The sequence below is a fragment of the Kitasatospora sp. NPDC089797 genome, from assembly GCF_040684795.1.
GTDB lineage: Bacteria > Actinomycetota > Actinomycetes > Streptomycetales > Streptomycetaceae > Kitasatospora.
The window spans coordinates 12,816-38,790 of the sequence record NZ_JBFBGS010000074.1 but is presented as its reverse complement, the minus strand read 5'-3'; the positions used below and the strand labels follow the sequence as shown (position 1 = coordinate 38,790).

The following is a 25,975-nucleotide window of genomic DNA, read 5'->3' as shown; positions in this document are numbered from 1 at the left end:
CCGACGGCCGCATCGTCGACGAACTCCACCACCCCACCGCCGACACCGTCCTGGACCGCATGCGCCGCTTCGACGCCAAGGGCCGCACCAGCTGACACCACGACAGCACGCAGCCCAGCACCCGAAACCACACGCCCCCACCCCCCCAGGACACCTCATGTATCGCGCCGCACTGCGCAACGTACTGGCCCACAAGGGCCGACTGCTGATGACGATGCTGGCCGTCATGCTCGGCACCGCCTTCGTCGCCGCCACCCTGGTCTTCACCGACACCTCCGGCAAGGCCATGACGGACAGCAACTCCAAGAGCTACTCCGATATTTCGGTCCAGATCGTCGACCGGGCGGCCGGGTCCTCAGCCTCCGCCCGGGAGAACCGCGAGAAGAGCGTGGCCACCCTGACCGACGCCACCGTCCAGGAGTTCGGCGCGCTCCCCGGGGCCGCCTCGGCCCGCGGCGTGGTCAGCGGGTTCACCGGCGTCGCCGACAGGAGCGGCAACCTGATCGGCCAGGCATGGTCCGCGACGGGGGCCAACTTCGCGCCGGGCCGGGACGGCAAGGACGCCCGCTACCCGATGGTCGAGGGCCAGGGCCCGAAGAACGCCAAGGAGGTCGCCCTCGACCGCAGCACCGCCGACAAGGCGGGCTACCGGGTCGGCGACACCGTCCGGGTGGCCGCCAACGGGCCGGTGATCGAGGCGAAGCTCACCGGCGTCTTCACCACCGACGACCCGGTGGTCAACAGCGGCGGCACCCTCACCCTCTTCGACCGGGCCACCGCCCAGCAGATCCTGCTGGAGCCGGGCCGCTACAGCAGCGTCGTGCTCACCGCCAAGCCCGGCACCACCGAGGCGGCCCTGCTCGCCCAGGCACAGTCGAAGCTCCCGGCCGGTCAGCAGATCGACGCCGAGACTGGCCAGCAACTCAAGGAGGACGAGCAGAAGATGATCACCGGCCTCACGGAGAGCATGCGCACCATGCTGCTCGCGTTCGCCGGGGTCTCGCTCTTCGTCGGCACGTTCCTCATCGCCAACACCTACACCATGCTGGTCGCCCAGCGCACCAAGGAGCTCGCCCTGCTGCGGGCGATCGGTGCCAGCCGCAAGCAGGTCACCCGGTCGGTGCTGATCGAGGCGCTGCTGATCGGGGCCGTCTCGGCCGCGGCCGGCCTGCTGGTCGGCGTCGGGATCGGCGCCGGGATGCAGGCCCTGATCCACTCGCTGAACGACGGACTGCCCACTAGCCCGCTGGTGATCAAGCCGATGACCGTGGCGGTCACCCTGGTGACCGGTGTCCTCGTCACCGTCCTGTCGGCGCTGCTGCCCGCGATGCGCGCCTCCCGGATCGCCCCGGTCGCCGCGATGAGCAGCGGCGACCAGCCGGCCGGCCAGAAGAGCCTGGTGGTCCGCAACACGATCGGCTCGCTGTTCGCGGCCGGCGGCCTGGCGCTGATCGGTTCCGGCGCCTCCACCGGCAACGACTCCGGCCGGATCCTGGTCGCCCTGGGCGCCTTCCCGACCCTGATCGGCGTCTTCATCCTGCTGCCGCTGCTCTCCCGCCCGGTGATCGCCCTGATCGGCCCGGTCCTCGGCAAGCTGGCCGGCACGCCCGGCAAGCTCGCCCGGCAGAACGCGGTGCGCAACCCGCGTCGCACCGCGGCCACCGCGGCCGCCGTCACCATCGGCCTGACCCTGGTCAGCGGTCTGACGGTGGTCGGCACCTCCTTCGGCGACGCCCTCGACCGGGACATCACCAGCTCGATGAAGGCCGACTACCTGGTCTCGACCGCGAACCACATGAGCCTGTCGCCGAAGGTCCCGGCCGAGGTCGCCAAGACCGCCGGTGTGACCGCCTCCTCGCCGCTCACCACCGTCCGCTGGGAACTGAACGGCACGACCAAGACGATCAACGGTCTGAACGCGGACAGCTTCGACAAGCTGGTCTCGGTCAAGCTCACCAGCGGCTCGACCGCCGGCTTCGCCCAGGGCCAGATCCTGGTCGACACGGACGTGGCCAAGACGAACAACGTCACCGCCGGCTCCACCCTGACCGTCACCTACCCGGACGACTCCACCGGCCAGATCACCGTCGGCGGCGTCTACGAGAAGGGCGGCATGCTCGGCTCGGTCGTGCTGGCCAACAGCGAGATCGTCAAGCACGAGCCCGATCCGCAGACCAAGGACATCCTGGTCAAGGGCACCGACGGTGCCACCGACTCGCTGAAGCAGGCGCTCAAGGACGCCACCGGCGCCAACCCGGTGATCGAGGTCAAGTCCAAGCAGGACGTCCGGGACGGCTTCAGCCAGACCATCACCTTCGTGCTGAACCTGATGTACGGCCTGCTGGCGATGTCCGTGCTGGTCGCGATCCTGGGCGTGATCAACACGCTGGCCATGTCGATCTTCGAGCGCAAGCGCGAGATCGGGATGCTGCGGGCGATCGGCCTGGACCGCCGGGGCATCAAGCGGATGGTCCACCTGGAGTCCGTGGTGATCTCGCTCTTCGGCGCGGGAATCGGCCTGCTGCTCGGCTGCTTCATCGCCTGGGCGATCAACAGCACGTTGATGTCCAGGATGGCGGGCATGACCACCGTGCTCCCGTACGGGCAGCTGCTGCTCTTCCTCGTCCTGGCCGGTGTGGTCGGCCTGGTCGCCGCGATTTGGCCGGCCCGCCGGGCAGCCGGGCTGGACATCCTGGAGAGCATCAAGACCGACTGACCGCCGGCGCCGGGCGCCGCACCGGCGCCGCACACGTGGGATCGGGATGCTGCGGGCGATCGGCCTGGACCGACTCGGCGTCCGCCGGATGGTCCGGCTGGAATCCCTGCTGATCGCGCTGATCGGCGTCGTGATCGGGGTACTGCTCGGGATCATCACGGCCTCGGCTGCGGTCCAGACGATGCTACGGGCGATGGAGGGCATCACCGTGGTGGTGCCACCAGTCCAGATCAGGCTCTGCCTGCTCGCCGCTGCGGTGGTCGGCCTGCTCGCCGGAGCGTGGCCGGCCCACCGGGCGGCCCGGACAGTAGTCCTCGGCGCGATCAGGAGCGTAACTGCCACGTCCAGGCCCGGCCTCACCGTCCCGCGAGCGGTGAGGCCGGGCAGCCCCCGGCCCCCTCCGAAAGAGCAGCTGTGTTTGGACAAGGCGATCGAAAGACGAACCGGTACCGGAGCTCATGGGAATCCCAGGATGATCAACCCGATTCATGTCCGCACGTTGAGCGTGGTGTTGGAGACCGGATCCTTCTCGGAGGCGGCCGGCAGGCTCGGCTACACCTCGTCCGCTGTCTCCCAGCACATCGGTGCGCTGGAGCGGGTGAGTGGGCTCGTGCTGTTCGAGCGAGGTGCCCGCAGTGTGCGGCCGACCAGTGCGGCCCTCGCGCTCGGGCAGCGGTGCTACCGGGTGCTCGGCGAACTGGCCGCGTTGGAGGACGAGGTACGCGCGCTGGCCTCGGGTTCGTGCGGAATGCTGAGGCTGGGGAGCTTTCCCACGGCTCAGGCACTCCTCGTGCCGCCGGCACTGGCCCGGCTGACGCAGGAGTACCCCGGTGCCGACGTCGCCCTGGAGGAGGGGGAGCCGTCCGAGCTGGTGCCGCTCGTGGCCGCGGGCCGTTTGGACGCGGCGCTCATCTACGCCTACGACAGGGTGCACCAGCAGTTGCCGCTCGGGGTGGCGGCGGTGGAACTGCTGCGGGAGTCGCTCTTCGTGCTGATACCTCCTGCGGACCCCGTTGCCCTGGCAGAGCGGGTCTGTATGGCGGACCTGCGCGGCCGCAACTGGATCACGAGCCAGGAGGAGAGCGCGGGTGCGCGATCTCTGGCGAACCTGTGCGCCTCGGCGGGGTTCGCTCCTCAGGTGGCGTTCCGGAGCAATGACTACAACGTCATCCGCGCGATGGTGCGGGCAGGGCTCGGTGTGGCACTGATTCCCGAACTCGCGGTCACCGACGAACTCCGCCCTTCCGTCAGGCTCCTGGACGAGCCCTCGTGCGCCCGGCGGGTCTACGTGGTCCGACGCACGACAGGCACCAACCTCCTCGTTCCCCGGCTGGAAGACGCCCTGCGACGGGCCAGCAGCTCCTACCGGCGCCACTGCCCGCCGACAAGGGCAGCTGAGGCCTGAGGGGGGGTCTCGCTCGGGCCTGGGGCGGTGTGCGGGCCGGGGTGTCGGGGGGCGGGCGGGTGCGATCCCCGGTATCGAGGGTTCCGCCGTGTGCTCATGGTTGCCTGTGGCCGGGCCGTCTGCAGTGCCCGGGCGTCGGGCCTGCCAGGGCCACCCGCCAACCGCATCGTGGGAAGTGCGGGTGGTCATAGTGGCTGCCCTCCGTGCCGTGGATGGTTGAACGGACGGCCGTACACGACAGTGACGTTTCGTTGTGCGCGGCGCACCGGGCGTGGCCGGGGCGGGGCCGTGGCGCTGCACGGTAGGGGAGAACGCCGGTCCAGTCCGGCCACCGCGGGCAGGTTCGACCAGTTGCCGGGCAACGGCCGATCTGCGGGGCCGCACACCTTCCTGGAGGCCGGTCGTCCCCCGTTCACGGGCGGAAGTCGTTGCGCGCAACGGTGGTGGCCGCCGCCCTGCAGCAGGGCGGCGGCCACTTGGCTTTCCTCTGCTGTCTCCGGGGGCGCGGGAGACAGCAGAGCGACTACTGGGCGGGCCTGTCCGCTGTGGGGGCGACGGCTTCGCCGCCGGCTCGGACGGTGGCGACGATGCGCCGGTGGTACTCGGCGGCGGTGCAGCCGTCGGGCAGGGGTGTGGGGGTGGGGGTGGTCCACTTGTCGGTGCCGGTGTACTGGACGGCGACCTGCACCCGGTTGCCCGGGAAGGTGCTGGTGACGATGGTGAGGCCACCGGTGACCGAGGCTGCAAGGATTCGGGCAGGGCGGGAAACGGTCGGATACAACTGGGTTCTCCTGCTGTTGCTGTGCGGGTATGTCCCAGCGGTCAGTTGGTTGGTGAAGGTCCGGCTGGGCTCCGGGGCGGCAACGCGGCATCGGCGTTCACCGGCTACGGTCCTCGTGGCCCGCGGGGCCCTCGCGTGGCCGGGTCTAGCAAGGGGCTGGGGCGAGCTCTGCCGCGATTCGCCGTGCGGTAAGGACGCCGACGCCCGTGGCATTTCGCAGGAGAAGCAGCGCCTCGCGTCGTCGTCCTGCTCCCAGCAGGCTGCGGAGTGCCTCTCGGAGCGTGGGTTCCTGGTCGGCGAGCACCGCAGCAGCGTCCTCGGCGGTCACCGGCAGGTTGTGCCTCGCCAGAGCCGCCAGGGCGGCGGGAGCGTGAGCGAGTGGCAGATCGGACTCCGCGCACAACGCCTTCAGCGCGGCGGTTTCCCGGCCGACGACCAGGTGTCGGAGCGCGGCCTGCTGCTGGTGCTCGGGCACCGGGGTGATGACGGCGGCGGTGATCACGGGCGGTTGCCCCCGATCGAGTCGGAGCTGAGGACCTCGCGGCCGAGGAAGACCGGCGTGCTGCCGGGACCGGAAAGCTCTCCCTTGTCCGCGGCCACGTGATTCGGCGGGAAGGCGGCCTCTTCCGCGGAGCCGGCTTCGTGAAAGAGGCGTTCGCCCTCGGGACCCCGCGGTCGAGGGCTGGCGGCGGAGGATGCGGCTGCCCGGCAGGGGGACACCGCAGCGGATCCGGCAGCCCCTGGCCGGGCACCACTGCTCCCAGAGGCCCGGACGGCCAGTGCGGCTGGAAGGAGCAGCGCGGTGGCTGGAACGAGGACATGCGTGGGGAGGAGCTGTGAGCGTCGCATTGTCGATTTCTGTTCGTTCGGTCAGATATTCGGATGAACCGGGATGAAGACCGTCCTGCCGTCGGCGGCAGCTGGTTCGGGAGGGCCAGGGAGCCCGCGTTGCCACTGGCCAGCGGCTGGCGGAGGTGAGGGTCCACGGGGCGAATGTGAAGTTCTTGGGCCTTCGGAGAGCCAGTCCCGTTGTCCCAGCCGAGCGGAAGGGCTCTCTGCTGTTGTCGGGTCGAGACGGCCGTACCGGAGGTGGAAGGCCAAGGTGGCGTTGGCGGGTGATCCATACGCAGGGGCGGCGTTGCTGGCCGAACTTGACCTGCTGGCAGGATTGCTGACTCGTTGAGCTGCCAGTTGCGTGGTTACTTGCTTCGGAAGCCGACTGCCACTCGGTGAGGGTCGGTGAGCCGGGCGGCGCGGGGCTGAGGTGCCGCCCGCGGCTGTTCGCCAGTCGCCGCTGTATCGGCGGCCGGCCGCCCGGGACCGGCGGAGCAGTGCCGCGGGCTTGCTCACAGGCCCGGCGGGAGCTGCAAACTCACGCTGACCGTTGGCACACGGCCTGCTGGGTGCGGCCGCGGCGCTACTTGGTCCAGTCGACCCCTGGCTGGACCGGTTGTGCGTGGAAGCCGGCCTCGAGGCTGCGCCGGGCCCGGTGTTGCTGTCCTCAGGAGGGGGCCGGTGAGTGCCGATACCTCGGGCAGCTGTCAGGGCTCGATCGTATGGACCATCGTCGAGGACTTGGGAGGAGCTGTGAGGTTCCTGGTGCGGGATGTGGGCCCGTCGGGGCTCACGGCGCAGCAAGTTCAGCCTGGGTAGCAGCAGTTCATGGGTCACGCGCGGCTGAAGGGTCCCAGCCGCGCGTGACCGGTGTACGAGGGAAGGGCCTAGAAGGGTGCCCCTCCGTGCCCGATGACGGACTTGAGCACACCTGGCGATCCGACTCCGTAGGCGCCGACGAGCGAGTAGCCGAGTGCGGCCTCGTCGGGGGTGCAGGGAGCGTCCGGGGACCAGGAGGCCTCGATCCCGCTCGTGGCGGTTCGCTCGAACACGGCCAGCTCGATCCCGTTGCGGGTGAAGCGGGTGAGGTTTTCCGCGACGGGGTCGAATCCGTAGGAGGCATCACGGAATTGGACACCGACCCGATACGACCTGCGGGTGGCGAACCCCGTCCCGGGGGACACCCGGCCCGGTTCGCCCCCCACCGTCAGAACCGTCCGGCGGCCGTCACGGGTCCCGATCGGTGAGGCATCGCTCGCCGCAGAGCCTTCGCGGCGCATGATGGTCGCGTTCGGCAGGGAAGGTGACCGGACGTCGATCACCCCGCGCTCACGGTCGACGGAGATCTCCACCCGCCCATGGCGCGGGTCACCGATCACCAGGTTCATCGCCCGGCTCCTTTCCTTACGCTCGCCTACCGTACACGCGGATAGCCACTACCCGGCTAGCGGGTCTCGAACGAGTACCCTGCCGTACTGGAACTGAACCCGCACATGGCGACCGAACTCTCGCCTATCTTTTTCCACGGGCCCCACTCGGTGTACGTGATGTCATGGGGGCTGTTCCGACCGCGCACAACGGTACATTTGATCACCGCGCGGTGCTCCTTCATCTCCCGCGGTCCGGGACTGATGCACCATGAGGTCGCCTTCCCCCGCCCCAGATCCAGCTCGGCCTTGACAGAGCAGGCCGCCGGCTGAGCAGAGGCCGTCGCGGGCACGGCCACGGCGGCACCACCTGCGATCACCGCCACAACCGCGACCCTGGAAAATCGACTGCGCATTCTTCTATCCCCTTCCGAATCATGAACAAAGCGGTTTTGGTCCCGCTCTCCGAAGCTGTGCTCCCGAGTGACGTCGAACCCACAGGAAGGCGGCGCTGAAGGATTCCGCGCCATGACCTCCGAAAGGACGATCAAGTAATTATCGACCCGGATATCTCGACCTTCGGATGGCCTGTCAGAGATGCTATCTGACAGCTCCTTTGAAAATCCTATGGGGAACTGCAGATATGACCGTGCGTCATGCACGACGATTTTGCTGGGTGAGGCCAAGGAACCTGATGCTCATTCACCCGAAGCGGTAACCGTCCGAGCTTCTCGTCCGGGCCGATCAGGCCTACCGCGTCACCTGCAACGTCCGGCAACGCCTGGTGGGCCCGACACACCAGCGGACGTCCTCGGTACGGCTGGCGTCGGCGCCCGGGGAGGGCCTGCGCCAGACCTGACGACGTGTGGAGGCTGAGACGAGTGTGGTCGCGAGGAGAAGGGGTGAGGTTGGCACGTTTCATCTCATCTCAGCTGGTCCGATAATCGGGTGAATCGGCACGAAGTCAAGCTTGTCGTCGCTGACGGCTGTTCGGGAGGCCCTGGGGTCGCAAGGTCCTGCAGGATGGGATTTGTGGCTCGATGGGCTAGGTCCGGGCGGGCGAGGCGCAGCACCGCGGGCCAGCCCGGGCGCAGCGGGTGCGGGACGGCCATCTCGGCGGGCAACAACGCCGCGTCGACGGCCTTGGTGCCCGCCGGGCGTAGGACACCGGCGAGTCCGGGCGGCGGGGCCCGACGAGCGGGCCCCGGACGTCGTGGTCCTGGCCGCCGCGCGCGATCTGGCCGGCGCCGCTACCGCGGTGGTCGCGCTGCGCCGCCTCGTTCGGCGGGGCCTGTGGCCTGCCGCCCGCGGGTGAGTCGCTGGGGCTGGCCTTCGCGCTGCTCGCACAGGCCACAGGTCAGTTGTGTACGATCGTAGGCCTGCCGCCCCAGGACACCGACGGCACAGAAGACTGACACCCACGGGCCGTCGCCTGTACTGGTGGCTGTCCGGGCCTGCGGCGCCAAGGTGCCGGCGCCTGCTGCGTCAGGCCGTCCTGCGGCCCGGTTCAGAGCGGGACCGCCGCCAGCTCGGCGAGCCGGTCTTCTACGGCGGCGCACTACTGCGCTCAGGAGGTCCCGTGCAGAGTGACCCGGGCGTTGGTTGCGGCGAGGTGCAGGCTTACCGCGCCGCCGGGGGGCGGCTGTAGCGCAGTTTGGAGCGTGCGAGCACGAGCGGTTGGAGCCGCACAGGTCAGTAGGGCTGTGACAGAGAGGCGGTGACCTCGGCGGCGGACTGCTCAGGAGTAGCGTGATGCACGACGTGTCCGGCCTGTGGTTCCACCAGGCAGGTCCGCAGGCCGCGGCGGGCGACCATGTCGTGGGCGTGATCTGCCACCAACTCGTCGCTCCTTGGTCCATGGACCAGCAGGACCACGCAGACGTCCTCGAGGCCGCGGTTCCTGACCGCGGTGAGCACATGAAGCGAGTACGTCGCGCCCTCGCCGCCGTCGGCAGCCCACAACCCGAGGATGTCCCGGGTGCCTTCGACCGTGACTGCCGGCGCTACGTAGAGGAGCCGGTCCGCGACCTGGCCGTCGTGGAGCTTCACGTGCACGCAGTCGATGAACACCACCGGACAGACCGGGTCGCCGGCTCGCTCTGCTCCGGACGCTAGGCAACGTCATACGCTCCGTCCGGCCACCAGGGTGATGCTGATCGGGTGCTGGTCGTGGATGTGGGCACGTTCCCGGACCGAGTGTCAGCGTAGTGGGGTCATGATCCGGATGCGTGGGGACGGCCTGGATGTACGGAGTGAGCCATACCCGTGGGGACGCGGGACCGGAGGAACAGCGGTCCACTCGGGGCGGGCCGGGCTCGTGGCTGAGGGTGCGCAGTGTCGCCGGGCAGGTGTTCCTGTGGCTGCTGGTCGTGGTGGTGCTGTTGGTCGCCGCCGCGCTGGCGGCGCTCATCCTGCAGGCCCGGAGCTATGCCGCGCGTGATGCGGAGCATCGCACGCGCGCGGCGGCCAGCGTGTTGGCACAGGTTCCCACGGTGGTGGGCGCCATGGATAGCGCCGACCCGACGGCGGTGCTGCAGCCGCTGGCCGTGCAGGTGAGGAACAACGGCGGCTTCGACTACGTAGTGTTCGCCGGTGTCGATGGGACCCGCTACGCCTCCAGCGGCCACCCCGAGCTGATCGGACAGCACATCTACGGCCCGTTGCAGCGAGAGCTGGAGGGGCCTGTCACCGTGACCATGAACAACCCGCTGTCACACGATGTCGAATCCAGCGCGCCGGTCATCAGGTCGGATGGTTCGGTCGCCGGGCTGGTCCAGGTCGGCTACTTTGTCGAGAGTACGGTCGGCGCGGTGAGCGGGCAGTTGCCGGTCCTGTTCGGTGGCGCGGCGGCAGCGCTCGCTGCGGGTACGGGTGGGGCGGTGCTGGTGCGGCGGCGGTTGCGCCGCCAGACGCACGGCCTGGGCCCGGCCGAGATGACGCGGATGTACGAGCACCACGACGCGGTGCTCCACGCGGTGCGCGAGGGTGTGCTTATCGTCGGTGAGGGCGGACGGGTGCTGTTGGCCAACGACGAGGCCCGGCGGCTGCTGGCGCTGCCGCCCGAGGTGGAGGGGCGGCCGGTCACCGAGCTGGGACTAGATCCCGGGTTGGCCGAGTTGCTGGGGTCTGGGCGGGTCGCCACCGACGAGGTGCACCTGGCCGAGGACCGACTGCTTGCTGTGAACTGCCGTTCGACCGCGCCGTTCGGCGGCGGTGCGGGCAGTGTTGCGACACTACGGGACACCACGGAGCTGCGGGCGCTGGCTGGGCAGGCGGAGGCGGCCCGGGCCCGGCTGAGGTTGCTGTACGACGCGGGGCTTCGGGTTGGCACCACCCTGGACGTGGTGTGCACCGCGCAGGAGCTGGCGGATGTGGCGGTTCCCCGGTTCGCGGACTTCGTCACGGTCGAGCTGGCCGAGGCGGTGCTCCAGGGGGACGAGCCGCTGCTGGGGACAGGGAAGACGCGGGCCCCGCAGATCCGCCGGGTGGCTGCCGGTGGCATCCGCGATGATTGGCCGTTCTACCCGGTGGGTTCGCTGATCAGTCCGCTGCCCGGCACACCGGAAGAGACCGCCATGGGGAGCGGGCGCGCCGTGCTCGCCGCCGATCTGCACCACGCGCAGGCCTGGCGGGAGCGCGACCCGCGGACCGCCGACCGGGTTCTCGCGTATGGAGTGCGCTCGCTGATCTCGGTGCCGTTGCGAGCGCGCGGACTGACCCTGGGCACGGTCAGCTTCTGGCGTGCGGAATCCGGACCATTCGGGCAGGAGGACGTCGCCCTCGCCGAGGAGTTGGCCGCGCGTGCGGCGATGTGCATCGACAACGCACGCCGCTACACCCGTGAACACCAGATGGCCGAGGCGCTGCAGCGCAGTCTGTTGCCCCGCGGAGTGCCCGAGCAGAACGCCCTGCAGGTGGCCTACCGCTACCTGCCGGCGCAGCAGGGGGTCGGCGGGGACTGGTTCGACGTCGTTCCGCTGCCGGGATTTCGTGTGGCGCTGGTCGTGGGCGATGTCGTCGGCCACGGTCTGCACGCCGCCGCCACCATGGGCCGACTGCGCACGGCCGTGCTCAACTTCGCCGCCCTCGACCTGCCCCCGGACGAGTTGCTCGCTCGCCTTGACGACCTGGTCGCCCGGCTTGACCAGGGCGAGCCAGCCGCGGGAGAGGGCGACTCCGAAGGCGAGGGTCAGGGGGAGCAAGCAACTGTCACTGGAGCCACCTGCCTGTACGTGATCTACGATCCGGTCTCCGGGCACTGCACCATGGCAGGGGCAGGTCACCCACCGCCCGTGCTGCTACACACCGACGGCAGCGTGGAGAACGTCGACCTGCCCGCCGGCCCACCGCTTGGCGTGGGCGGTCTGCCCTTCGAAACCACCGAGCGCCAACTGGCGCCCGGCACCGTCCTGGTCCTCTACACCGACGGACTCGTCACCGACCGCGACCGAGACCTGGACAACGGACTCGCCGCACTCCGCGCCACCCTTGCCGGCGTCCGCACCGGCGGGTCCCCGGACGACACCTGCCAGGCCGTCTTCGCCGCGCTGGTCCCACCACACCCGAGCGACGACATCGCCCTCCTCGTCGCCCGCACGCGGCTGCTCGACCCCTCCCGCGTGGCCATCTGGGACGTACCCGACGACTTCGCCGCCGTCTCTCGCATCCGGAAGGAATGCGCCGACCAGCTCACCGCCTGGGGGCTGGAAGAGGTGACCTTCACCACCGAACTGATCCTCAGTGAACTGATCACCAACGCCATCCGGTACGGCACCGGGCCCATCCGCGTTCGCATGCTGTGCGACACCAGTTTGGTCTGCGAGATCTCCGACGGCAGCAGCACTGCTCCGCACCTGCGGTACGCCGCCACTACGGATGAGGGCGGGCGGGGCCTGTTCCTGGTTGCCCAGCTGGCCGAGCGCTGGGGGACCAGGTACACGGCCCGGGGCAAGGTCATCTGGTCCGAGCAGCCGCTGACCATGCCCGAGTTCCACTTCGATGCGATGCCGTTGTAGCTCTTGGAACGCTGGCGCTCCGTGCGCACTGGGACTGGTGGGCTGAACTGCGACGTCTGGGATCAGGACCAGGACCAGGTGCTTGTGACAGGTGATGACGGAGGCGAGGTCGCAAAAGCCCAGGTAGCGCCGCGTCAGGCAACGTTTGCCCTGTTGTGATGGGCTGTGACCCCTGGTCAGGGGCGACACCGCTCCCGGCGTCGGCGGTATGGGAGGCTGGCCCGGTGACTGTGACCCTCCGTCCCCTGGACGTCCAACACTTCCCCGGCTGGCTGGAGCGCAGTCGAGTCGAGTACGCCAAGGATCTCGTTGCTCTGGGGCAGACGCCTGAGGACGCCCACCGGCATGCGGGCGAGACCATGGCTCGCTCCTTTCCGTCCGGGACACCGACCCCAGGGCACGCGGTCTTCGACGTGGTCGACGATGCCGGGGTAACCGTCGGCTACCTCTGGATCGGCCCGGACATGAGTGACGACGCGGGCGCCTGGTGGATCTGGGACATCGTGATCGACGCCGACAAACGCGGTCGGGGCCTCGGACGAATGGCCATGCTCCTCGGCGAGGAATACGCCCGGACGCAGGGCGCCCACACTCTGGGTCTCAGCGTCTTCGGGTTCAACACAGGCGCGCGGGGCCTTTACGAGTCGCTCGGCTACGAGACGACCTCGGTGAAGATGCGCAAGAAGCTCGGCTGAGCCTCAGGCGGCGTTTGCCCTGGGCGCGACCGTGCGCAGGTGCTCATCGGCGGCGTTCTTGTTCCGCCAGATGATGTGGCTGCGGATTGTGTTGCCCTGCTCTTTGTGGCTGGTGTGGTCGGTGCCGTGCCACGGTGCCCGCGATGCTCGACGGCACGGCCGGTGTGGCCGCCCTCCTGGACGTGCTGGACGCGGCCCTGGAGCACGGCGGCGCCGGCGGGCCGCTGTCTCGAGCGGGGCGGCGCCGGGTCCGCCCCGACGCCCGTTCTGGCCCTCCCTGGGCTCCTGCCCTCTTGGTGCCTGCGGCCGTCGTGGGGGGCCTGCGAGCCCGTCTGGTGTTGTTCCCGGGCGGGGTATCGGGGTCGATGCGCGCCACGGGCAATGGGGTGTGGCGCGCACCGCCGTCTGATCCTTCCAGGGCCCGTCGGCCTCGCTTCGGGCGGCCTCCCGGCCGGCGGCGGGGTCCTGGTGCGGCCTCCGGTGTAGCTCCTGATGCCCGCACCCCGCCGTGGGCGGGAGACCCGCACCAACGCAGGTCAGAGTGCCGGTCAGGGGGCCTGGAAACCCTGACATCCCTCTCCTGGGCCCTGTGTTGGTGATTGGTGTGTGGCGTCGAGGCCGGGGTGCCTGCGGCGGGCTTTTCGTACGGCCACGCCTCGCCACCGACCAGGCCGCCAGGCTCGACGCGCTGGACGAGCTGTGGCGCCTGGAGCCGGACTGGAACGGGTCGTGCCGCCGCCTGCTCGCCTACCTCGCCGGCGGCGGCACCATCGATGGCCCGGCCAACCGCACCGGCTTCGGCCACGACCCGGCGTTCCGCCCCGGCACGTGGCTGCGCAAGCAGGACAAGGCCCGCAGCGGCGGAAAGCTAACCGGACGGCAGACCGCGCTCCTGGACGGGCGTCACCCGCACGGCCGAGGCCGTCACCGACCGACCCGCCCGCCGGTCCGGTACCGGCTACCACCCGGTAGCCGGTACCTCGGTCCGTCGTACACGCGGAGTCGCCGCTGGCGGCAGCGGCATGCGCTTCAACTGGAAGAGCACACTCGTGCGCGACAGCGTCACGTTCACGATCTGCAGCAGTCGGGCGACGCCCCGACCGGCGCGCAGCACGCCGGCCATCTCGACCAGATGCTGCAGCAGCGGGGTGCGACGCTGATAGCGCACCGTCAGCCGGTCGACCTGCTCGGTGAAGGTCCGGCGGGCACAGCGCGGGCTGTCACAGAACAGCCGCCGTACCGACAGGCGATCAGCAGCGGGCGGCCGCCGACGGCGCGATCCGCCAGCGTGCGGGTATAGCGGCTGTGCACCCGCGCTGAGCCCTGGCCGCAATCCGGACAGGCAACCATCAACTCGCGAGTTCGGGCCGAGGTCCGAACCACGCCGCCCTCCACCCACACCCGCTCCACCCAGGATGAATGACCGTCAGATCCCTTTGGCCTCACCCGACAGAATTCTTATTCATGACACGTGGTCAGGTCTGCAACTTCCCCAATAGAATTATCAAAGGAGTTGCGCATGGGAACTATAGAAAGTCCAGCCGGAGGCGGGATGACATGCGAATCAAGGCTTTCGCGATTGCCGTCGTGGTAGCGATGGCGCTAGGTGCTTCAGTGGCGATTTCCGGTGGGGTCGGCGCTATCTAGGAAGTAACTCCATCAACTGCCGCTTTGAGGGCGGTCGGCGAATGCTGTCGGTGCATTCGCCGTCGGACTGATGATAGTTCCGGTGTCACCCGGCTGATGTGAGACGCCTGGTGGCAAGCGGCAGTGCTAGTGCTTCAGGTGATCAACATGTAGGAGAGTTCTCTGCGATTCGTGAACGGTTGCGGATCGGGTGGGCTCCGGGGAATTATCAGAGGAAAGTCATGAATCAGACGGGGCGGGCCCAAGGGCCCAATTCTAAGTGGGGGAGCGGGGAAAGGGTTCCAATTACCGGCACGGCATGTGATGATCTATCCGGATCACGCCAACGGGCTAATTCTTAAGCCTTGAAAGTGTGCCAGATCCGGGGGCTGAGGAGGGAGGGGCAGTGAGGGGATCGATCGTGGTAGTTAATCGAATCGCTCTTGCTTGACCTGGAAGCTCTTTAGTCCCGCTCGCTGGGCGGCTGAAACGGGGCACCCGGAAAAAATCCGGGCGCCCCGCGGCGGCTGCTTAAGCAGAATCCGCCATCAGATACCGACTCGTATGCCCTGGTAAGCCAACGGGTCGGCTTTGGAAGTATAGGGGACCCAGTGAACGTACGTCGAGGGCAGCGCCTCGTGGCCGGTGCGATTGCGAGCATTGGCATGTTGGCGCTGGCGCCTGCCGCGCACGCCGATGACAAGTCGGTAACGACCCATGTGTACAAGTTCTACCATGCAGGAGGTTTTAGCACGACCCGCACTGGGGAGATCGACTTCACCGTTACGGAGACGCGTGACGGCAGTGGGTTGGTTGATGTGAAGGGAACCCTGTCTGGGCACAATAATGTCCAGGGAAGCGCGCTGGGAATCAAGATGGACTTCACGCAGCCGTATGTGGTCTCAGGCGACAAGGGGCGATATGAGCTGAAGGGAAGCGCGACCCTCCAGTCGTGCATAGTCAAGCAGCTGCCGGTTTGTGGACCGTCCGTCGAGGTGACGTTCAACGCGGTAGTGAACTTTGCCGGCCCGCAGAGTCCGGCAACGGCGCGCAGCTCTAACGACAGTGTTTTTTCAATCTATGACACCCCCTAGCTATCGGGAGGGAAAGTGCCAAGAACGGCCGACAGGAAATTCTGGTCAGGTGTGGGTGGAGTGGTCTTTTCGGCCATTTTGATTGCCTGGGGCCAAGGATACTTGAGTCCGGGTCCTGGCGAGTCCTCATGGATCATGGTGCCGGGAATTTTCCTTATAGCGGGTGGAATTTCAGTCCTTCCGCCTTCCATTCGGAAAGTCCGGCAACATTGATCATGTGAGGGTATTCTCACCTGAACTCCAGCGAGTTCTCGATCGCGGCCAAGGCCTCGCGCACCGGCGAGGTCGTTACGTGGTCGGTGAGAACGCAAGGAGCGCGGCTTCCCCGGAAATATGGGCCGGGGGAGCCGCAGCCTCTGTCGGCAGAACGCGTCGGCCGCCGGGCGGCGGCGAGCTCGCCGGGCGTGGCCTGGGCGCGGGGCGTTCGGGATAAGGGCGCTGATGCCGCGAGGCAGGGGCTGGGTGCTGGTCACCTGGCTCATTCGCCCGCGCGGTGGGCACCGGTGATCACCACGGCCGGTCGTCCGGCACTGCGGCGGGCAGGTGGCCGTGGTGGTGGCGGGCGACGGCATCCAGCAGCGCCAGGCGGGCCCGGCGCCAGCGGATGTCCTCGGTTCGGCTGGCGTCGGCGGCCCACTCCGGCAGCGGCCGGTCCTGCGCGGCCGCGGTGAGCGCTCGGCCGAGCCTGCCGATCGCGGCCTGCCAGCCGGCCAGCTGCCCGAGCAGGCCACGCACCAGCTCGTCGACGGCGCGGGCCGGATCGGTCTCGAAGACGCGGGCCTCAGCGGCGGTTTCGGCGAGGACGTCCTCGTCGAAGTCCTCGAAGGTCTCCCGCCACGGCTCGGCCTGCTGGTCGAACTCCTCCAGCACAGTGTGCAGGGCGCCTTCGACGGCGGCCGGTGACCACGGCGGCGGAGTGCGGGGTGCCCGGACGGTGTCGGCCAGTACCCGGGCGGCGCCGGGTCCCAGCGCTCGGTGCCTCGTCGTGCTCATCCGGTCGAGCCGGTGGCCGTGATGGCGGCGTGGCCGGCGGCGGTGGCGGCGTCCAGTCCGTCGGCGAGCAGGGTGAGCCCGCGCGGCAGGTCGCCGTGTACGCAGGACGGCATGGCGGCCGCGAGCGCGCACACCGCCACCAGCGGCATCCGCTCGCCCGGCGCGAGGTCGGGCAGGGTGGCGGTGTGGGCGGCGCCGAGCAGCACGTCCGCAGCCAGCGAGTAGCGCAACTCCTCGGCCAGCTGGCCGTCGCCGCCCGGGAACACCTCCTGGTGGCTGGCCCGCTCGATCCCGGCGGCCGCGTGCTCCAGGGCCAGGGCGTGGCGCTCGTCCTCCTGGCGGCTGGCCCGCTCTCGCACCCACCCGGCCGCAGCCTCCCCGGCGTCACGGCCCCGGTGGAGCGCGGCCAGCTCGACGGGGTCGAGCGCCTGGTCGTCGGACTCGGACGCGGGCTCGTCCTCGGCCCGGCCGGGCGGAGACGGTAGCGGCAGCCAGGACAGCGGAGTCGTCATACCGGTGCAACCGCCCGCCGGACCGGACGGTCACGGGTGCAGCAAGGCCACCCTTGCTGCACCCGGTCGTGCTGCTGCTCCGCGTGTAGCAAGGCCGCCCTTGCTACACCCTGCTGCTGCTTCCGGCGGTGCAGCAGCAGCGTGCTGCACCGCCGGGCGCTGCGAGTGCGACGGCCCGCGCAACCGCCGGCTGCGCAGCGGCCGGAGCCGGGCCGAGTCGCCGGCCGGGTCGGTTGCGCGCCGGACCCGATCGGATGCGCATGCGCATGCGCATGGTGACGGGCGGGCGATTGCGCATGCGCAAGGCGCCGTTGCACGGGCTGTCGCCCGCGCGGTGGACGTCAGCCTGGACTTCCTCTACGCCCACACCGACCTGTGCAAACGCATCGAAACTCTGCGCGGCCAGCAACGGGCTGACCACCGGCCCCTCCAGCAGGACCCGTCAGCCGGCGACGGCACGGTGATCCGTAGCCTCACCGAGGCTCTCCGCCGCGAACGCGCCGTCCATCGTGAGCGCGTCCAGGAGCTCGAACAGCGGCTGGCCGCTGCCCATGGCGAGATCCTTCGCCTCCAGCGTCAGCCTCGGGAACGCGGCGACGCGCCCCGGTGAATGAGGGGCCAGCCACTGCATGTCCGCATGCGTGCCAGAACAATGCAGTTGAGGCCGGAGGATCAGCCCAGCAGACTCGCCCGGTGAGCCACAACGAACAAGCGGGCAGATGGGACGGGCCCTGGTACAGAGTCCGCACGGAGCATTTCGAGGCGGCGTTCCTGCCGAATGCCGGCGAGGACCTGGAGTCGGTGGACAACGTCGACGTCTTCGTGGACCTCAACGACGGAACCCGCTGGAGTGCGACCGTCATCACCCTTGCTCAGGTAGAGACCGTCATGGAGCGGTGGGCGGCGACCGGGGAGGCCCTCGGCGGTGCCTACTTCTCGTGCTCGGACGGCCTCATCGTCCGCGACGCCGGCATCAGCAAGATGACCCAGGTCCTCGTCGGCCTGGTCGAGACCGACGACTTCACTCACATCCTTCAACGCATCGACGAATGACCGCTGCCCACGGTCCACGACGAGCTGATTCTGAACCACCAGCAAGTCGACCCCGGCCGATGCCCGCCGAGCGCGCCTTCGCGGCGGTCGTGGCCGACGACGCCCCCGGGCGGGAACCGGCGTTGGCCGCCCTCGCCCTGGTCGCCGGGCTGCGGGCGGACCTGGACGCCGCCCGGGCGCGCATGGTCGACGCCGCACTCGCCGCGGGAGCCTCCCGGGCGGAGGTCGACACCAGCCTGGGCACGGCCGGGCAGCCCGCCGCCGAGGACCGCCACCAGACCGCCCCGCCGGCCAGCACCTGACCCCACGACAGACCCCACGCGCCCCACACCCCCGCTGGCGGCCCGGTGTCGCCGAAAAACAAGTCCCGGCCCGCCGAAAAGGGCGGCCGGTACTTTCTCATACCCCCGTCACCGAACGACCCGGAAGGAAGAAGCCCGTGGAATACCACCATGGCGAAGGCGAGCAGCATTTCCGCCTGCCGGTGCGCCGCGACCAGCACGGCACCCTGGTGGTCCCGGCCGGCCACGTCACCGGCCTGCTGCGCGCCATCGCCGCCACCTGGCAGGAATGGGCGGCCGGCGCGGTGCCCGGCATGGACCCGGCCACCACCACCGGCCTGGGCGCCGTACTGGAGCACCTGGCCGACCAACTGGACGTCCAGTGCATCGCCCAGACCGACAGCCGGGACTGACCCCAGGGCATCCGCCAGACCCGACCCGACCGGCAACACCGAAGGGCTCAGGCTGCGTCAGATGTGGGCCGGGCTTGGTCTGTGCTCCGGGAGAGTGTCGACCTGTGTGTGACGTGTCCCCGGCGGGTGGCGTTCAGCCGTGCGCGGGCAGGCGGCTGGTATTCGTGGCCGCATGATCACCTCACGCTGGTGGCTCCGTACAGCCACCGCCCTCCTGAGCGCCGCCGCCGTCCTCGCACCCGCCACCGCACCCGCCGCCGCGGCGGGCCGGGGGCCCGCCGAGTACGGAAACTGCGGCATCGAGCAGGGCTACGTCTGGGCCGACCACACCCCCGTCAACGGCCTGCTGGCCGAGGGCGGCTGCCTCGCCCCGGGCGGCCAGGTCCTCAACGAGGACGGCTGGACCGCCAACCTGAAGTACCAGTCGGACGGCAACCTCGTGCTGTACCGCTGGGACGGGCAGGCCCTGTGGGCCAGCGGCACCGCCGGGCAGTCCGCCTTCCGCGCGAGCATGCAGAACGACGGCAACTTCGTGCTCTACCACCCGGACGGTTCGGCGTACTGGGCCACCGGGACGGACCGCTGCCGGGCCTCGTACGAGATCAACCAGCTGCACGTCCAGGCCGACTGGAACGTGGTGATCTACCGCTACGAGCGCGGCACGGACAACCACCAGGCCATCTGGGACATCCGGGGCACCGTGCACTGCTGACGCTTCTGTGAGGGTCCTGCCCCGTCCGGACGGGGCGGTGGCGTCGCGGGCACCGGTGTACCTGCCGACCCCGGAGGTCGGCGACGACACCGCCACCGCGCACCCGGTCGAAGTCCACGACGCGGGCGAGGCCGTGAAGGCCGAGGCCGACGCCGAGATCGAGGCCAGTTCCTTCCGCACCATCCGGCGGGTCCTGCGCGCCCTCGCGGCACAGGACGCCCGGGTGGTCGGCCGGGTCACCGAGGTGCCCGGGGTGGATGGAGTATCGGCCTGCGGTGGCATCTGGCACCGGGCCAATGCGCTGAACTACCATGGTGGAAGCGGTGGTTGGAACGTTGTCGACGCTCCCGGCCATGTCTTCGCCGGGATGCGGGCACGACGCCCGCAGCGTCAACCGAGACCCGAACGGGACCCAAACATCCCTGAGTGCTGACGCCACGGGCACGTCGGGACAGGGCGGGGCCGGGAACCACACAGGAGAGGGGACAGACCATGCCGGGAGAAGTCACTGGAGGCCACTCCAACCCGGGCGACGCAGGCACGAACACGGCCGAGGAAAGCGCCGCGACGGCGGAGCCGGTGGACGCGACCGCCGAGGACGCGTCGGCGGTGGAGACTGATACCGAACCGACCTCGCCGGCCGGCGAGTGAACCGAGCACGACGGCGCGGGAAGAGGGTGCCCCAGTGAGCGCGCTCCGGACAACGGAGTAGACAAGCTGGTGCGCCGTCTCCTCGCCAGCACCCTGAGGATCGCCTGGGACGGAGAGGAGCACGGGCCCGACAGCGAGCTGCGCCCTCTGCGCAGGTTCGGCCCTGTGGGCAATGCGCTCGCCGCGGTGGCCGCTGTGGTGGCTCGCGCGAGGCATTGGGGGCGGGGTCCTGGTGTCGCCAGATGCCTCGCGTGGGGCATGGAGTTTGGGGTGGTGGGGGTGCCTGCTCGCCGCCGCCGTCCCGCCGTCCGGGTGCTGCTCGTGCGCCGAGGCCTCGGTGGCCCGCCGTCCGGGTCCTGCTCGGTGCCGTTCGGGTACCCGGGGTACCCGCTGCGCTGCACCGCCCGGCTCCCCGGGCTGGGACGGGGCTGGGACACCTCTGTCCCAGCCCCGTCCCAGCACGCCTGGTATACCCCGACTTGCCCGCCCCGCCCCCCGCGGGCACCGCGCGATGACCGGCACCACCCGCCCCGACCCGGCCGCCCTGCCCCGTCCCGTCCCCGCCCGACCTGCCCACCCATCTGGTGGACCGTCGCCCAGACCGAGCGGGACGACCCGTTCGGACGCGAGGGCCGGAGTCGACGGGCGGTGGGCAGCCCGCCCGAGTGATCCGGTGTGATGGATCGCCAGGACGTGCTGCCCCGGAGCGGGACTGTCGTCGGTTCGTCAGACCGGTACGCGCCCGGCATTCCGGTCTCCGGGCCTTGCTCTGTTCGTCAGAGCCATTGTTCGGCGGCGAGGACGGTGAGGAGGGCGATGCAGGTGGCCATCAGGGAGAAAGGGAACCAGACCGGATAGGAACCTGTCTGCTTCCTGGTGACGACGGCCGCCGCCGCCAACACGATCTGCATCGAAGAGATCACGATGATCGCGATTTTCATTCGCTTCTCCGTGCGTTGTATCCGGATCGGCTCAGCAGATGAACTCGGACACCAGGCCGGAGACCCCGCCGCCGGTCGCCAGCGCGATGGACAGCGCGTTGGCCGCCTCGGCGGAGATGGCGATGCCCACGACGGTGATCCCGCCCACTGCCGCGGCTGCCGCGAATGCGGCCGCGCCGATCGTGTACACCGCGGCCATGGCGCTCCAGTGGCAGAAGCCCCTGGTCTGGGCACCGGCGTCGACGCGTAGGACGTAGGTGCCGTCGACGTTGTCGAGGAGGAGTGTGACGCCGCCCGCCTGGTAGACGACCTCGGACCCACCGGGGGCGAGGCCCCGGGCCTTGGCCGCGTCGATGCCGGCGATGATCTGGTCGACGACCAGCTGATCGGCGAGCGGACGGTCGGCGACAGTGACCCGGCCGGACGATGAACCGTCCGAAGGGGCGGCCGAAGCGGAGGGAGAGAACGTGGTCATCATCGCCCCGGCTGTCACGAGCGTGACGACGAACTTGGCGGGATACCGAAGGGATGTGCAGAGGGAGTTCATGGCTGAAATTCTGCCAAATACTATTTTTTGTAACGAAGAGGTCCGAAGTCCCTTTTACTGAACAATATTCGGTACCCCCGCCCTCCCGTGCGGCATCCCTGCGAGAGCCGATCCTGCCCAGGGCGTCGTACCGAGTTCCGTTGTCGCCTGCTGATGACGGAACAGCCCGGCGCGACGCGGCGACCCGCAGTGGCAACCCGAGACGGGGTCAGCGGTGGTGACGGATCATCACCGGCAGGAGGCCGTCGTATTGTGCCGGCCCGGACCCGCGAACGGCCCCTCCCTGGTCCGGCCCGTACTGGTAGCCCCGGTCCTTGGGGCGGTGTGGCGGGCGGTTCCTGTGCGCGCCCCCGGTCCGCCCCGGCACGCCCTCTACCCCGCGGTGCGGGGGCTGCGTGAGGATGGCCGGTTGACCGTGTCCAGCGATCGAGGGGAACGCCGTCATGGGGACGCACAACAAGCCGGCACCTGACCCGGGCAAGGGGAACCCGCCGCCGGACAACGCCGACGGCAAGGTCGAACCGCCGCCGTCCAAGGGCAGCGGCAACCACCGGAAGGGCTGACCAGCGTGGGCGACGACGGCGCTCTGGCCGGGCAACGCGCCCGCTTGGACGCGGAGATGGAGCGGTGCGGGCAGTGGCCGGACGATGCGCCGTGGCTGCGTGAGGCCTTCGCCGCGGTGCCGCGCGACGCGTTCGCGCCGGATCGGCTGTGGCGCTGGGACGGCTGGGCGTACGTTCCCCTGGACCGGGCCCTCGACCCGGGCGGGTGGGCGGCCCAGGTCTTCGGCGGTGTCGGCTCCCCCGCGATCACCCAGGTCACGGCGGGGGTTCCGTCGTCGTCGCTGTCCGCGCCCGGGGTGGTGGCGGACATGCTCTCCAGCCTGCGGCTCGAACCGGGGCACCGGGTGTGGGACGTGGGCACCGGCCAGGGCTGGACGGCCGCGTTGGCCGCGTGGCGGGCCGGTGCTGGCCTGGTCGTGTCCACCGAGGTGGACGGGGGCCTGGCCGCGGCCGCCCGCGCCCGTCTGGCGGCCGCCGGGCTCGACGCCGAGGTGGTCGCGGGCGATGCCACCCGGGGCCGGGTACCCGGCGGCGGGCAGGTCGACCGCCTGCACGCCACCTACGCCGTCGAGACCGTGCCCTGGAGCTGGGTGGAGGCGGTGCGGCCGGGCGGACGGATCGTCTACCCCTGGGGCCGGCTCGGGTACGTGGCCCTGATCGTCGCCCGGGACGGCGGGAGCGCGCAGGGCTGGGTGCACGGCCTGGCCCAGTTCATGGCCGACCGCACCGGCTCCGGCCAGGCGGGCGGCGGGCCGGCCGCGTACGCGGCGGTGCGCGCGCACGCCGACCCCGAGGTGCGGCAGGTGCTGGGCTGCGACCCTGCGGGCCTGGAGGACTGGGGCGTGCGGTGGGCGGTGCGGGTCGCCGTGCCGGACACCGTGGTGTTCACGGGCGACGACGGGGTCACCCTGCTGCACGACGGCGACCGCTCCTGGGCCGAGATGCACCCGGGGGGCGATGGACGGCCGGTGCTGCTGCAGGGCGGACCGCGCCGGATCGGCGACGAGGTGCTGGCCGCCTGGGCCCAGTGGGAGGACCTGGGACAGCCCGACCTGTGACTACGGCATCACGGTGACCCCCGACGCCCAGTGGGCGTGGCAGGGCGACCCGGACGGCCCGCGCTGGCCGATCGCCCAGCCGGTACCGGCCCGGTCGTGACCGTCCCGGGCTGGGGCGTCACGGGCCCGCCCCAGCCCTGCAGCACCTGCCGCCAGCCCGCTCGTTCGCCGATGTAGCCGGTGATCCGAAGCCGCACCCGCCTCGCGGTCGTGGCCGGGCGACGGGCGGCGATCCCCCTTGCTCCCCAGGACTACCCGAACGGGGGAGGGCCGGGCCCGACAGGCGGGTCCCGGGCGTCGGGGCTCTGGCCGCTGCGCGCGATCTGGCCGGCGCCGCTACCGCGGTGGTCGCGCACCACTGCACCGCCTCGTTCGGCGGGGCCTGCGGACTGCCGCCCGCGCGGGAGTCCCTGGCAATGGCCTTCGCGTTGCTCGCCCAGGCCGCCGGTCGGTTGCGCACGATCGTCGGCCTGCCGCCCCAAGGCACCGACGGAACGGAGGGCTGACCGGCGCGGGCCGTCGTCCGTGCCGGTCGTCGTTCGGTTTCCCGGCCGCCGGCGCCGATCCTGACCGCCGCGCGCTCCACGGCAGCCGCGCGTCGGGGGTCGGCTACAGCTCGTCGTGGTTCCAGTCGCCGTTGGCAGTGCCGTCGTTCGCCAGTCCCAGTCGGACGTAGCGCCGCACCCCGTCGGTGCCGCTGACGTTGCCGACCGTCGGGATGTTCAGCGAGGTGGGGTTCAGGCCGGCCACCAGTTGGTTGTAGTAGCGCGAGAGGGCGGCCCAGTTGTTCTCCAGGTACTGCTGCTGGATCGGCAGGGACTGGACGTCCCAGGAGTTCATGGCCGCGCGGAAGGTGCCCTCGACGTCGTTGAACCGGGCGGCCTCGGAGAGCATCTGGATCATCAGGCTCAGGGACCGGGCGGTGTTCTGACGGTCGCCCGCGTTGGGGTCGCCCACCGTCGCGAGCTGCACGATGGAGGCCCGGATGTCGTTCCAACTGATCGGCATGACCTCCCGGCCCCGGCCGGCCGCGTTCGACAGCGCGTTGTAGTTCGAGCCGAAGTTGAGTGTCCGCACGCTGTCAGCCCTCACCGGGGGAGCCGGGGTGGTGGTTTCCGCCAGCCGCCTCGCCAGATCGCTGTCGCCGAACTGATAGGTCGTGCCGTCCTGGGCGGAGAAGCCCCACACGTAGAGGTTCGAGGGATTGATCCAGATGAGCACGCGGCGCCCAACGCCCTGGTAGTCCGGCGCCTCCAGCTGGACCTGAATGAGGCCGACGTCCTCGAGCTGCGTCTCCTGCGGGTTGTACCCGGCAGCGGCGTCCCGCAGGCTGGCCAGGAATGTCGAGTAGGCGATGCGCTGGTCCCCACTGGGTCCCTGATCCGCCAGGTTGACCCAGACGTTCGCCATGTGGCGGTACGGGACTCGCGCCTCGGCTGTGCCGGCCGAGGCCAGCAGACCGGTCAGCACGGCTGTCGCACCGACACCGGCCAGCACGGCCGATCGGATCCTGCGGCCGACGTGGGGGAGCGATGACTTCTTCACTCGTGTTCCTTCCAGAAGGTGGCGCGCCGCCGCGGTTCTCGGGGCGGGTACGCACGGGGTGGTGATCGGGGCACCGGCCGGGCGGATCGGGCCGGTGAGACGGCGCCAGACCGGATCGTCCGGGGGCCGGACGGCGAGTGCTTCCCGAAGCTATTCCCTGTCACCTGGCCGGACTTGACGCTGCGCGCAGAGCCGTCGGTCTGTGCGCGCACCGGTGGCGGCCGATGCTGGCGGGTCGGTGGTTCGTTGAGTGATCGTGTTTTTGGGCTGGGGCTTGGCGGGTTGGTTGGGAAGCGTCGTTCGTCGCCGCACTGGAGGCGGGCCGCACATCCTGGCGCCAGCTGCTGGACGCCGTGCGGCTCGGGTCCGAGGGCGCCGGTCGGTTCGGGGTTCGCGCCTGCGGCGGGCGGGTGGTTCTTCGGTGCGTCCGGCGGAGCCGTCCGCGCCGGCCGGCCGACCCGCGCTGTCGGCGGACCTGGGCCGGGCGGCCGGACCCGACGAGCAGGTCGCGGACGTCGTGGGCCTGGCGGCCGCGCGCGATCTGGCGGCCGCCGCCACCGCGGTGGTCGCGCACCACTGCACCGCCTCGTTCGGCGGGGCCTGCGGACTGGGGCCCGCGCGGGAGTCCCTGGGGCTGGCCTTCGCGCTGCTCGCCCAGGCCGCTGGCCGGTTGCGCACGATCGCCGGCCTGCTGCCCCAAGGCACCGACGGCACGGAGGGCTGACCGGCACGGGCCGTCGCCCGTGCCGGTCGCGGTCCGGTTACCAGGTGACGGTTACCCGGTGCCGCCGCCGCCACCGCCGCCGCCGAGGCCGGAGCGCGAGCCGTTGACACCGCCGGGGCCGCCTCGGCCGCCGGGGCCGCCGTCGGTAGGGCGTGCGGCGTCACGTTTGCGCTGGTGAGAGCACGTCCGGGGTGAGGTCGGCTTGGCGGCGGCGCGGGTGAGCCGGCGGAGCATCAGCGTGATGGCGCTCCATGCGAGGTGCGCCTCCGCGCGGGCGGTGTCCGGGCTGAACGGGTCCAGGTGCACCGAGACGGCCGCGAGCGGCGCGGGGAGCCCGACGTCGAAGGCGGCGATGCCGAACCCTCCGGCGCCCCGGTTCGAAGCCCCGGTCACGGGCGTGCCGCGGCGCCCGCGCCCGCACCCCGACGCCTAGGGTCGACGCCAGGAGG

Annotated in this window: 24 protein-coding genes and 3 pseudogenes; 15 read left to right on the top strand and 12 right to left on the bottom strand. The window is 70.4% G+C overall.

Features of this window, described 5'->3' with window-relative positions:
• The 3 genes and pseudogenes from AB0O91_RS38240 to AB0O91_RS38230 all read left to right on the top strand — a co-directional run.
• Positions 1 to 95: pseudogene (locus AB0O91_RS38240) on the top strand (ABC transporter ATP-binding protein); the annotation flags it as partial.
• Between the two features lie 62 nt (positions 96 to 157).
• Complete coding sequence (locus tag AB0O91_RS38235) at positions 158 to 2,716, top strand: FtsX-like permease family protein (RefSeq protein ID WP_363443272.1); 2,559 nt, start codon at positions 158 to 160, stop codon at positions 2,714 to 2,716.
• Positions 2,634 to 4,121, top strand: a complete 1,488-nt coding sequence (locus AB0O91_RS38230) for a LysR substrate-binding domain-containing protein (RefSeq protein ID WP_363443270.1) — start codon at positions 2,634 to 2,636, stop codon at positions 4,119 to 4,121. The genes AB0O91_RS38235 and AB0O91_RS38230 overlap by 83 nt, the downstream gene beginning before the upstream one ends.
• Before the next feature lie 523 nt (positions 4,122 to 4,644).
• Here AB0O91_RS38230 and AB0O91_RS38225 read toward each other — a convergent pair.
• The 4 genes and pseudogenes from AB0O91_RS38225 to AB0O91_RS38210 form a co-directional block, all read right to left on the bottom strand.
• Positions 4,645 to 4,902: a hypothetical protein gene (locus AB0O91_RS38225; protein ID WP_363443268.1), complete on the bottom strand. Its 258-nt coding sequence runs from the start codon at positions 4,900 to 4,902 to the stop codon at positions 4,645 to 4,647.
• 145 nt (positions 4,903 to 5,047) lie between these two features.
• Complete coding sequence (locus tag AB0O91_RS38220) at positions 5,048 to 5,404, bottom strand: hypothetical protein (RefSeq protein ID WP_363443266.1); 357 nt, start codon at positions 5,402 to 5,404, stop codon at positions 5,048 to 5,050.
• Positions 5,405 to 6,623: 1,219 nt separating this feature from the next.
• Positions 6,624 to 7,124, bottom strand: a complete 501-nt coding sequence (locus AB0O91_RS38215) for a hypothetical protein (protein WP_363443264.1) — start codon at positions 7,122 to 7,124, stop codon at positions 6,624 to 6,626.
• Positions 7,125 to 8,981: 1,857 nt separating this feature from the next.
• Positions 8,982 to 9,191 (bottom strand): annotated as a pseudogene (locus AB0O91_RS38210) (transposase); the annotation flags it as partial.
• Positions 9,192 to 9,424: 233 nt separating this feature from the next.
• On the opposite strand from AB0O91_RS38210, the gene AB0O91_RS38205 reads away from it, so the two are divergent.
• Together AB0O91_RS38205 and AB0O91_RS38200 are read left to right on the top strand one after the other, a co-directional pair.
• Positions 9,425 to 12,118, top strand: coding sequence for a SpoIIE family protein phosphatase (locus AB0O91_RS38205; protein WP_363443274.1), 2,694 nt, complete (start codon positions 9,425 to 9,427; stop codon positions 12,116 to 12,118).
• Between the two features lie 224 nt (positions 12,119 to 12,342).
• Positions 12,343 to 12,813, top strand: coding sequence for a GNAT family N-acetyltransferase (locus AB0O91_RS38200; RefSeq protein ID WP_363443262.1), 471 nt, complete (start codon positions 12,343 to 12,345; stop codon positions 12,811 to 12,813).
• 3 nt (positions 12,814 to 12,816) lie between these two features.
• Here the strand turns inward: AB0O91_RS38200 and AB0O91_RS38195 are convergent.
• Positions 12,817 to 12,939 (bottom strand): annotated as a pseudogene (locus AB0O91_RS38195) (IS630 family transposase); the annotation flags it as partial.
• Between the two features lie 463 nt (positions 12,940 to 13,402).
• Here AB0O91_RS38195 and AB0O91_RS38190 point away from each other — a divergent pair.
• A complete protein-coding gene (locus AB0O91_RS38190; protein WP_363443260.1) occupies positions 13,403 to 14,113 on the top strand; it encodes a hypothetical protein in 711 nt (236 codons plus the stop codon).
• A gap of 937 nt (positions 14,114 to 15,050) precedes the next feature.
• Entirely contained in the window at positions 15,051 to 15,533 is a 483-nt protein-coding gene (locus AB0O91_RS38185; RefSeq protein ID WP_363443258.1) for a hypothetical protein, read from the top strand.
• Positions 15,534 to 16,040: 507 nt separating this feature from the next.
• Here AB0O91_RS38185 and AB0O91_RS38180 read toward each other — a convergent pair.
• The 3 genes from AB0O91_RS38180 to AB0O91_RS38170 all read right to left on the bottom strand — a co-directional run bounded on the left by AB0O91_RS38180 (position 16,041) and on the right by AB0O91_RS38170 (position 17,669).
• Positions 16,041 to 16,526 carry a hypothetical protein gene (locus AB0O91_RS38180; RefSeq protein ID WP_363443256.1) on the bottom strand — a complete coding sequence of 162 codons (486 nt, stop codon included), beginning with the start codon at positions 16,524 to 16,526 and terminating at the stop codon, positions 16,041 to 16,043.
• Positions 16,523 to 17,038 carry a hypothetical protein gene (locus AB0O91_RS38175; RefSeq protein WP_363443254.1) on the bottom strand — a complete coding sequence of 172 codons (516 nt, stop codon included), beginning with the start codon at positions 17,036 to 17,038 and terminating at the stop codon, positions 16,523 to 16,525. The genes AB0O91_RS38180 and AB0O91_RS38175 overlap by 4 nt, the downstream gene beginning before the upstream one ends.
• A gap of 442 nt (positions 17,039 to 17,480) precedes the next feature.
• Positions 17,481 to 17,669, bottom strand: coding sequence for a hypothetical protein (locus AB0O91_RS38170; RefSeq protein WP_363443252.1), 189 nt, complete (start codon positions 17,667 to 17,669; stop codon positions 17,481 to 17,483).
• Between the two features lie 62 nt (positions 17,670 to 17,731).
• Here AB0O91_RS38170 and AB0O91_RS38165 point away from each other — a divergent pair, with 62 nt between their 5' ends.
• The 6 genes from AB0O91_RS38165 to AB0O91_RS38140 all read left to right on the top strand — a co-directional run bounded on the left by AB0O91_RS38165 (position 17,732) and on the right by AB0O91_RS38140 (position 20,148).
• Positions 17,732 to 18,091, top strand: a complete 360-nt coding sequence (locus AB0O91_RS38165) for a hypothetical protein (RefSeq protein ID WP_363443250.1) — start codon at positions 17,732 to 17,734, stop codon at positions 18,089 to 18,091.
• Positions 18,092 to 18,150: 59 nt separating this feature from the next.
• A complete protein-coding gene (locus AB0O91_RS38160; RefSeq protein WP_363443248.1) occupies positions 18,151 to 18,393 on the top strand; it encodes a hypothetical protein in 243 nt (80 codons plus the stop codon).
• 137 nt (positions 18,394 to 18,530) lie between these two features.
• Positions 18,531 to 18,785, top strand: coding sequence for a DUF6213 family protein (locus AB0O91_RS38155; protein ID WP_363443246.1), 255 nt, complete (start codon positions 18,531 to 18,533; stop codon positions 18,783 to 18,785).
• 172 nt (positions 18,786 to 18,957) lie between these two features.
• A complete protein-coding gene (locus tag AB0O91_RS38150; RefSeq protein ID WP_363443244.1) occupies positions 18,958 to 19,497 on the top strand; it encodes a hypothetical protein in 540 nt (179 codons plus the stop codon).
• A gap of 55 nt (positions 19,498 to 19,552) precedes the next feature.
• The gene (locus tag AB0O91_RS38145; RefSeq protein WP_363443242.1) at positions 19,553 to 19,930 is read left to right on the top strand and encodes a hypothetical protein; all 378 of its coding nucleotides are present in this window, start codon (positions 19,553 to 19,555) and stop codon (positions 19,928 to 19,930) included.
• A 59-nt stretch (positions 19,931 to 19,989) separates the two neighbouring features.
• Complete coding sequence (locus tag AB0O91_RS38140; RefSeq protein WP_363443240.1) at positions 19,990 to 20,148, top strand: hypothetical protein; 159 nt, start codon at positions 19,990 to 19,992, stop codon at positions 20,146 to 20,148.
• Between the two features lie 776 nt (positions 20,149 to 20,924).
• On the opposite strand, the gene AB0O91_RS38135 is transcribed toward AB0O91_RS38140, so the two are convergent.
• Positions 20,925 to 21,089: a hypothetical protein gene (locus AB0O91_RS38135; RefSeq protein ID WP_363443238.1), complete on the bottom strand. Its 165-nt coding sequence runs from the start codon at positions 21,087 to 21,089 to the stop codon at positions 20,925 to 20,927.
• A gap of 31 nt (positions 21,090 to 21,120) precedes the next feature.
• Entirely contained in the window at positions 21,121 to 21,636 is a 516-nt protein-coding gene (locus AB0O91_RS38130) for a hypothetical protein (RefSeq protein WP_363443236.1), read from the bottom strand.
• Between the two features lie 568 nt (positions 21,637 to 22,204).
• Here AB0O91_RS38130 and AB0O91_RS38125 point away from each other — a divergent pair.
• A complete protein-coding gene (locus AB0O91_RS38125) occupies positions 22,205 to 23,257 on the top strand; it encodes a methyltransferase domain-containing protein (RefSeq protein ID WP_363443234.1) in 1,053 nt (350 codons plus the stop codon).
• Between the two features lie 609 nt (positions 23,258 to 23,866).
• Here AB0O91_RS38125 and AB0O91_RS38120 read toward each other — a convergent pair.
• Positions 23,867 to 24,802, bottom strand: coding sequence for a ribosome-inactivating family protein (locus AB0O91_RS38120; RefSeq protein WP_363443232.1), 936 nt, complete (start codon positions 24,800 to 24,802; stop codon positions 23,867 to 23,869).
• Between the two features lie 421 nt (positions 24,803 to 25,223).
• Here AB0O91_RS38120 and AB0O91_RS38115 point away from each other — a divergent pair, with 421 nt between their 5' ends.
• The gene (locus AB0O91_RS38115) at positions 25,224 to 25,526 is read left to right on the top strand and encodes a hypothetical protein (protein WP_363443230.1); all 303 of its coding nucleotides are present in this window, start codon (positions 25,224 to 25,226) and stop codon (positions 25,524 to 25,526) included.
• 51 nt (positions 25,527 to 25,577) lie between these two features.
• Here AB0O91_RS38115 and AB0O91_RS38110 read toward each other — a convergent pair whose 3' ends face one another.
• Positions 25,578 to 25,919, bottom strand: a complete 342-nt coding sequence (locus tag AB0O91_RS38110) for a hypothetical protein (RefSeq protein WP_363443228.1) — start codon at positions 25,917 to 25,919, stop codon at positions 25,578 to 25,580.
• Positions 25,920 to 25,975: the final 56 nt, after the last annotated feature.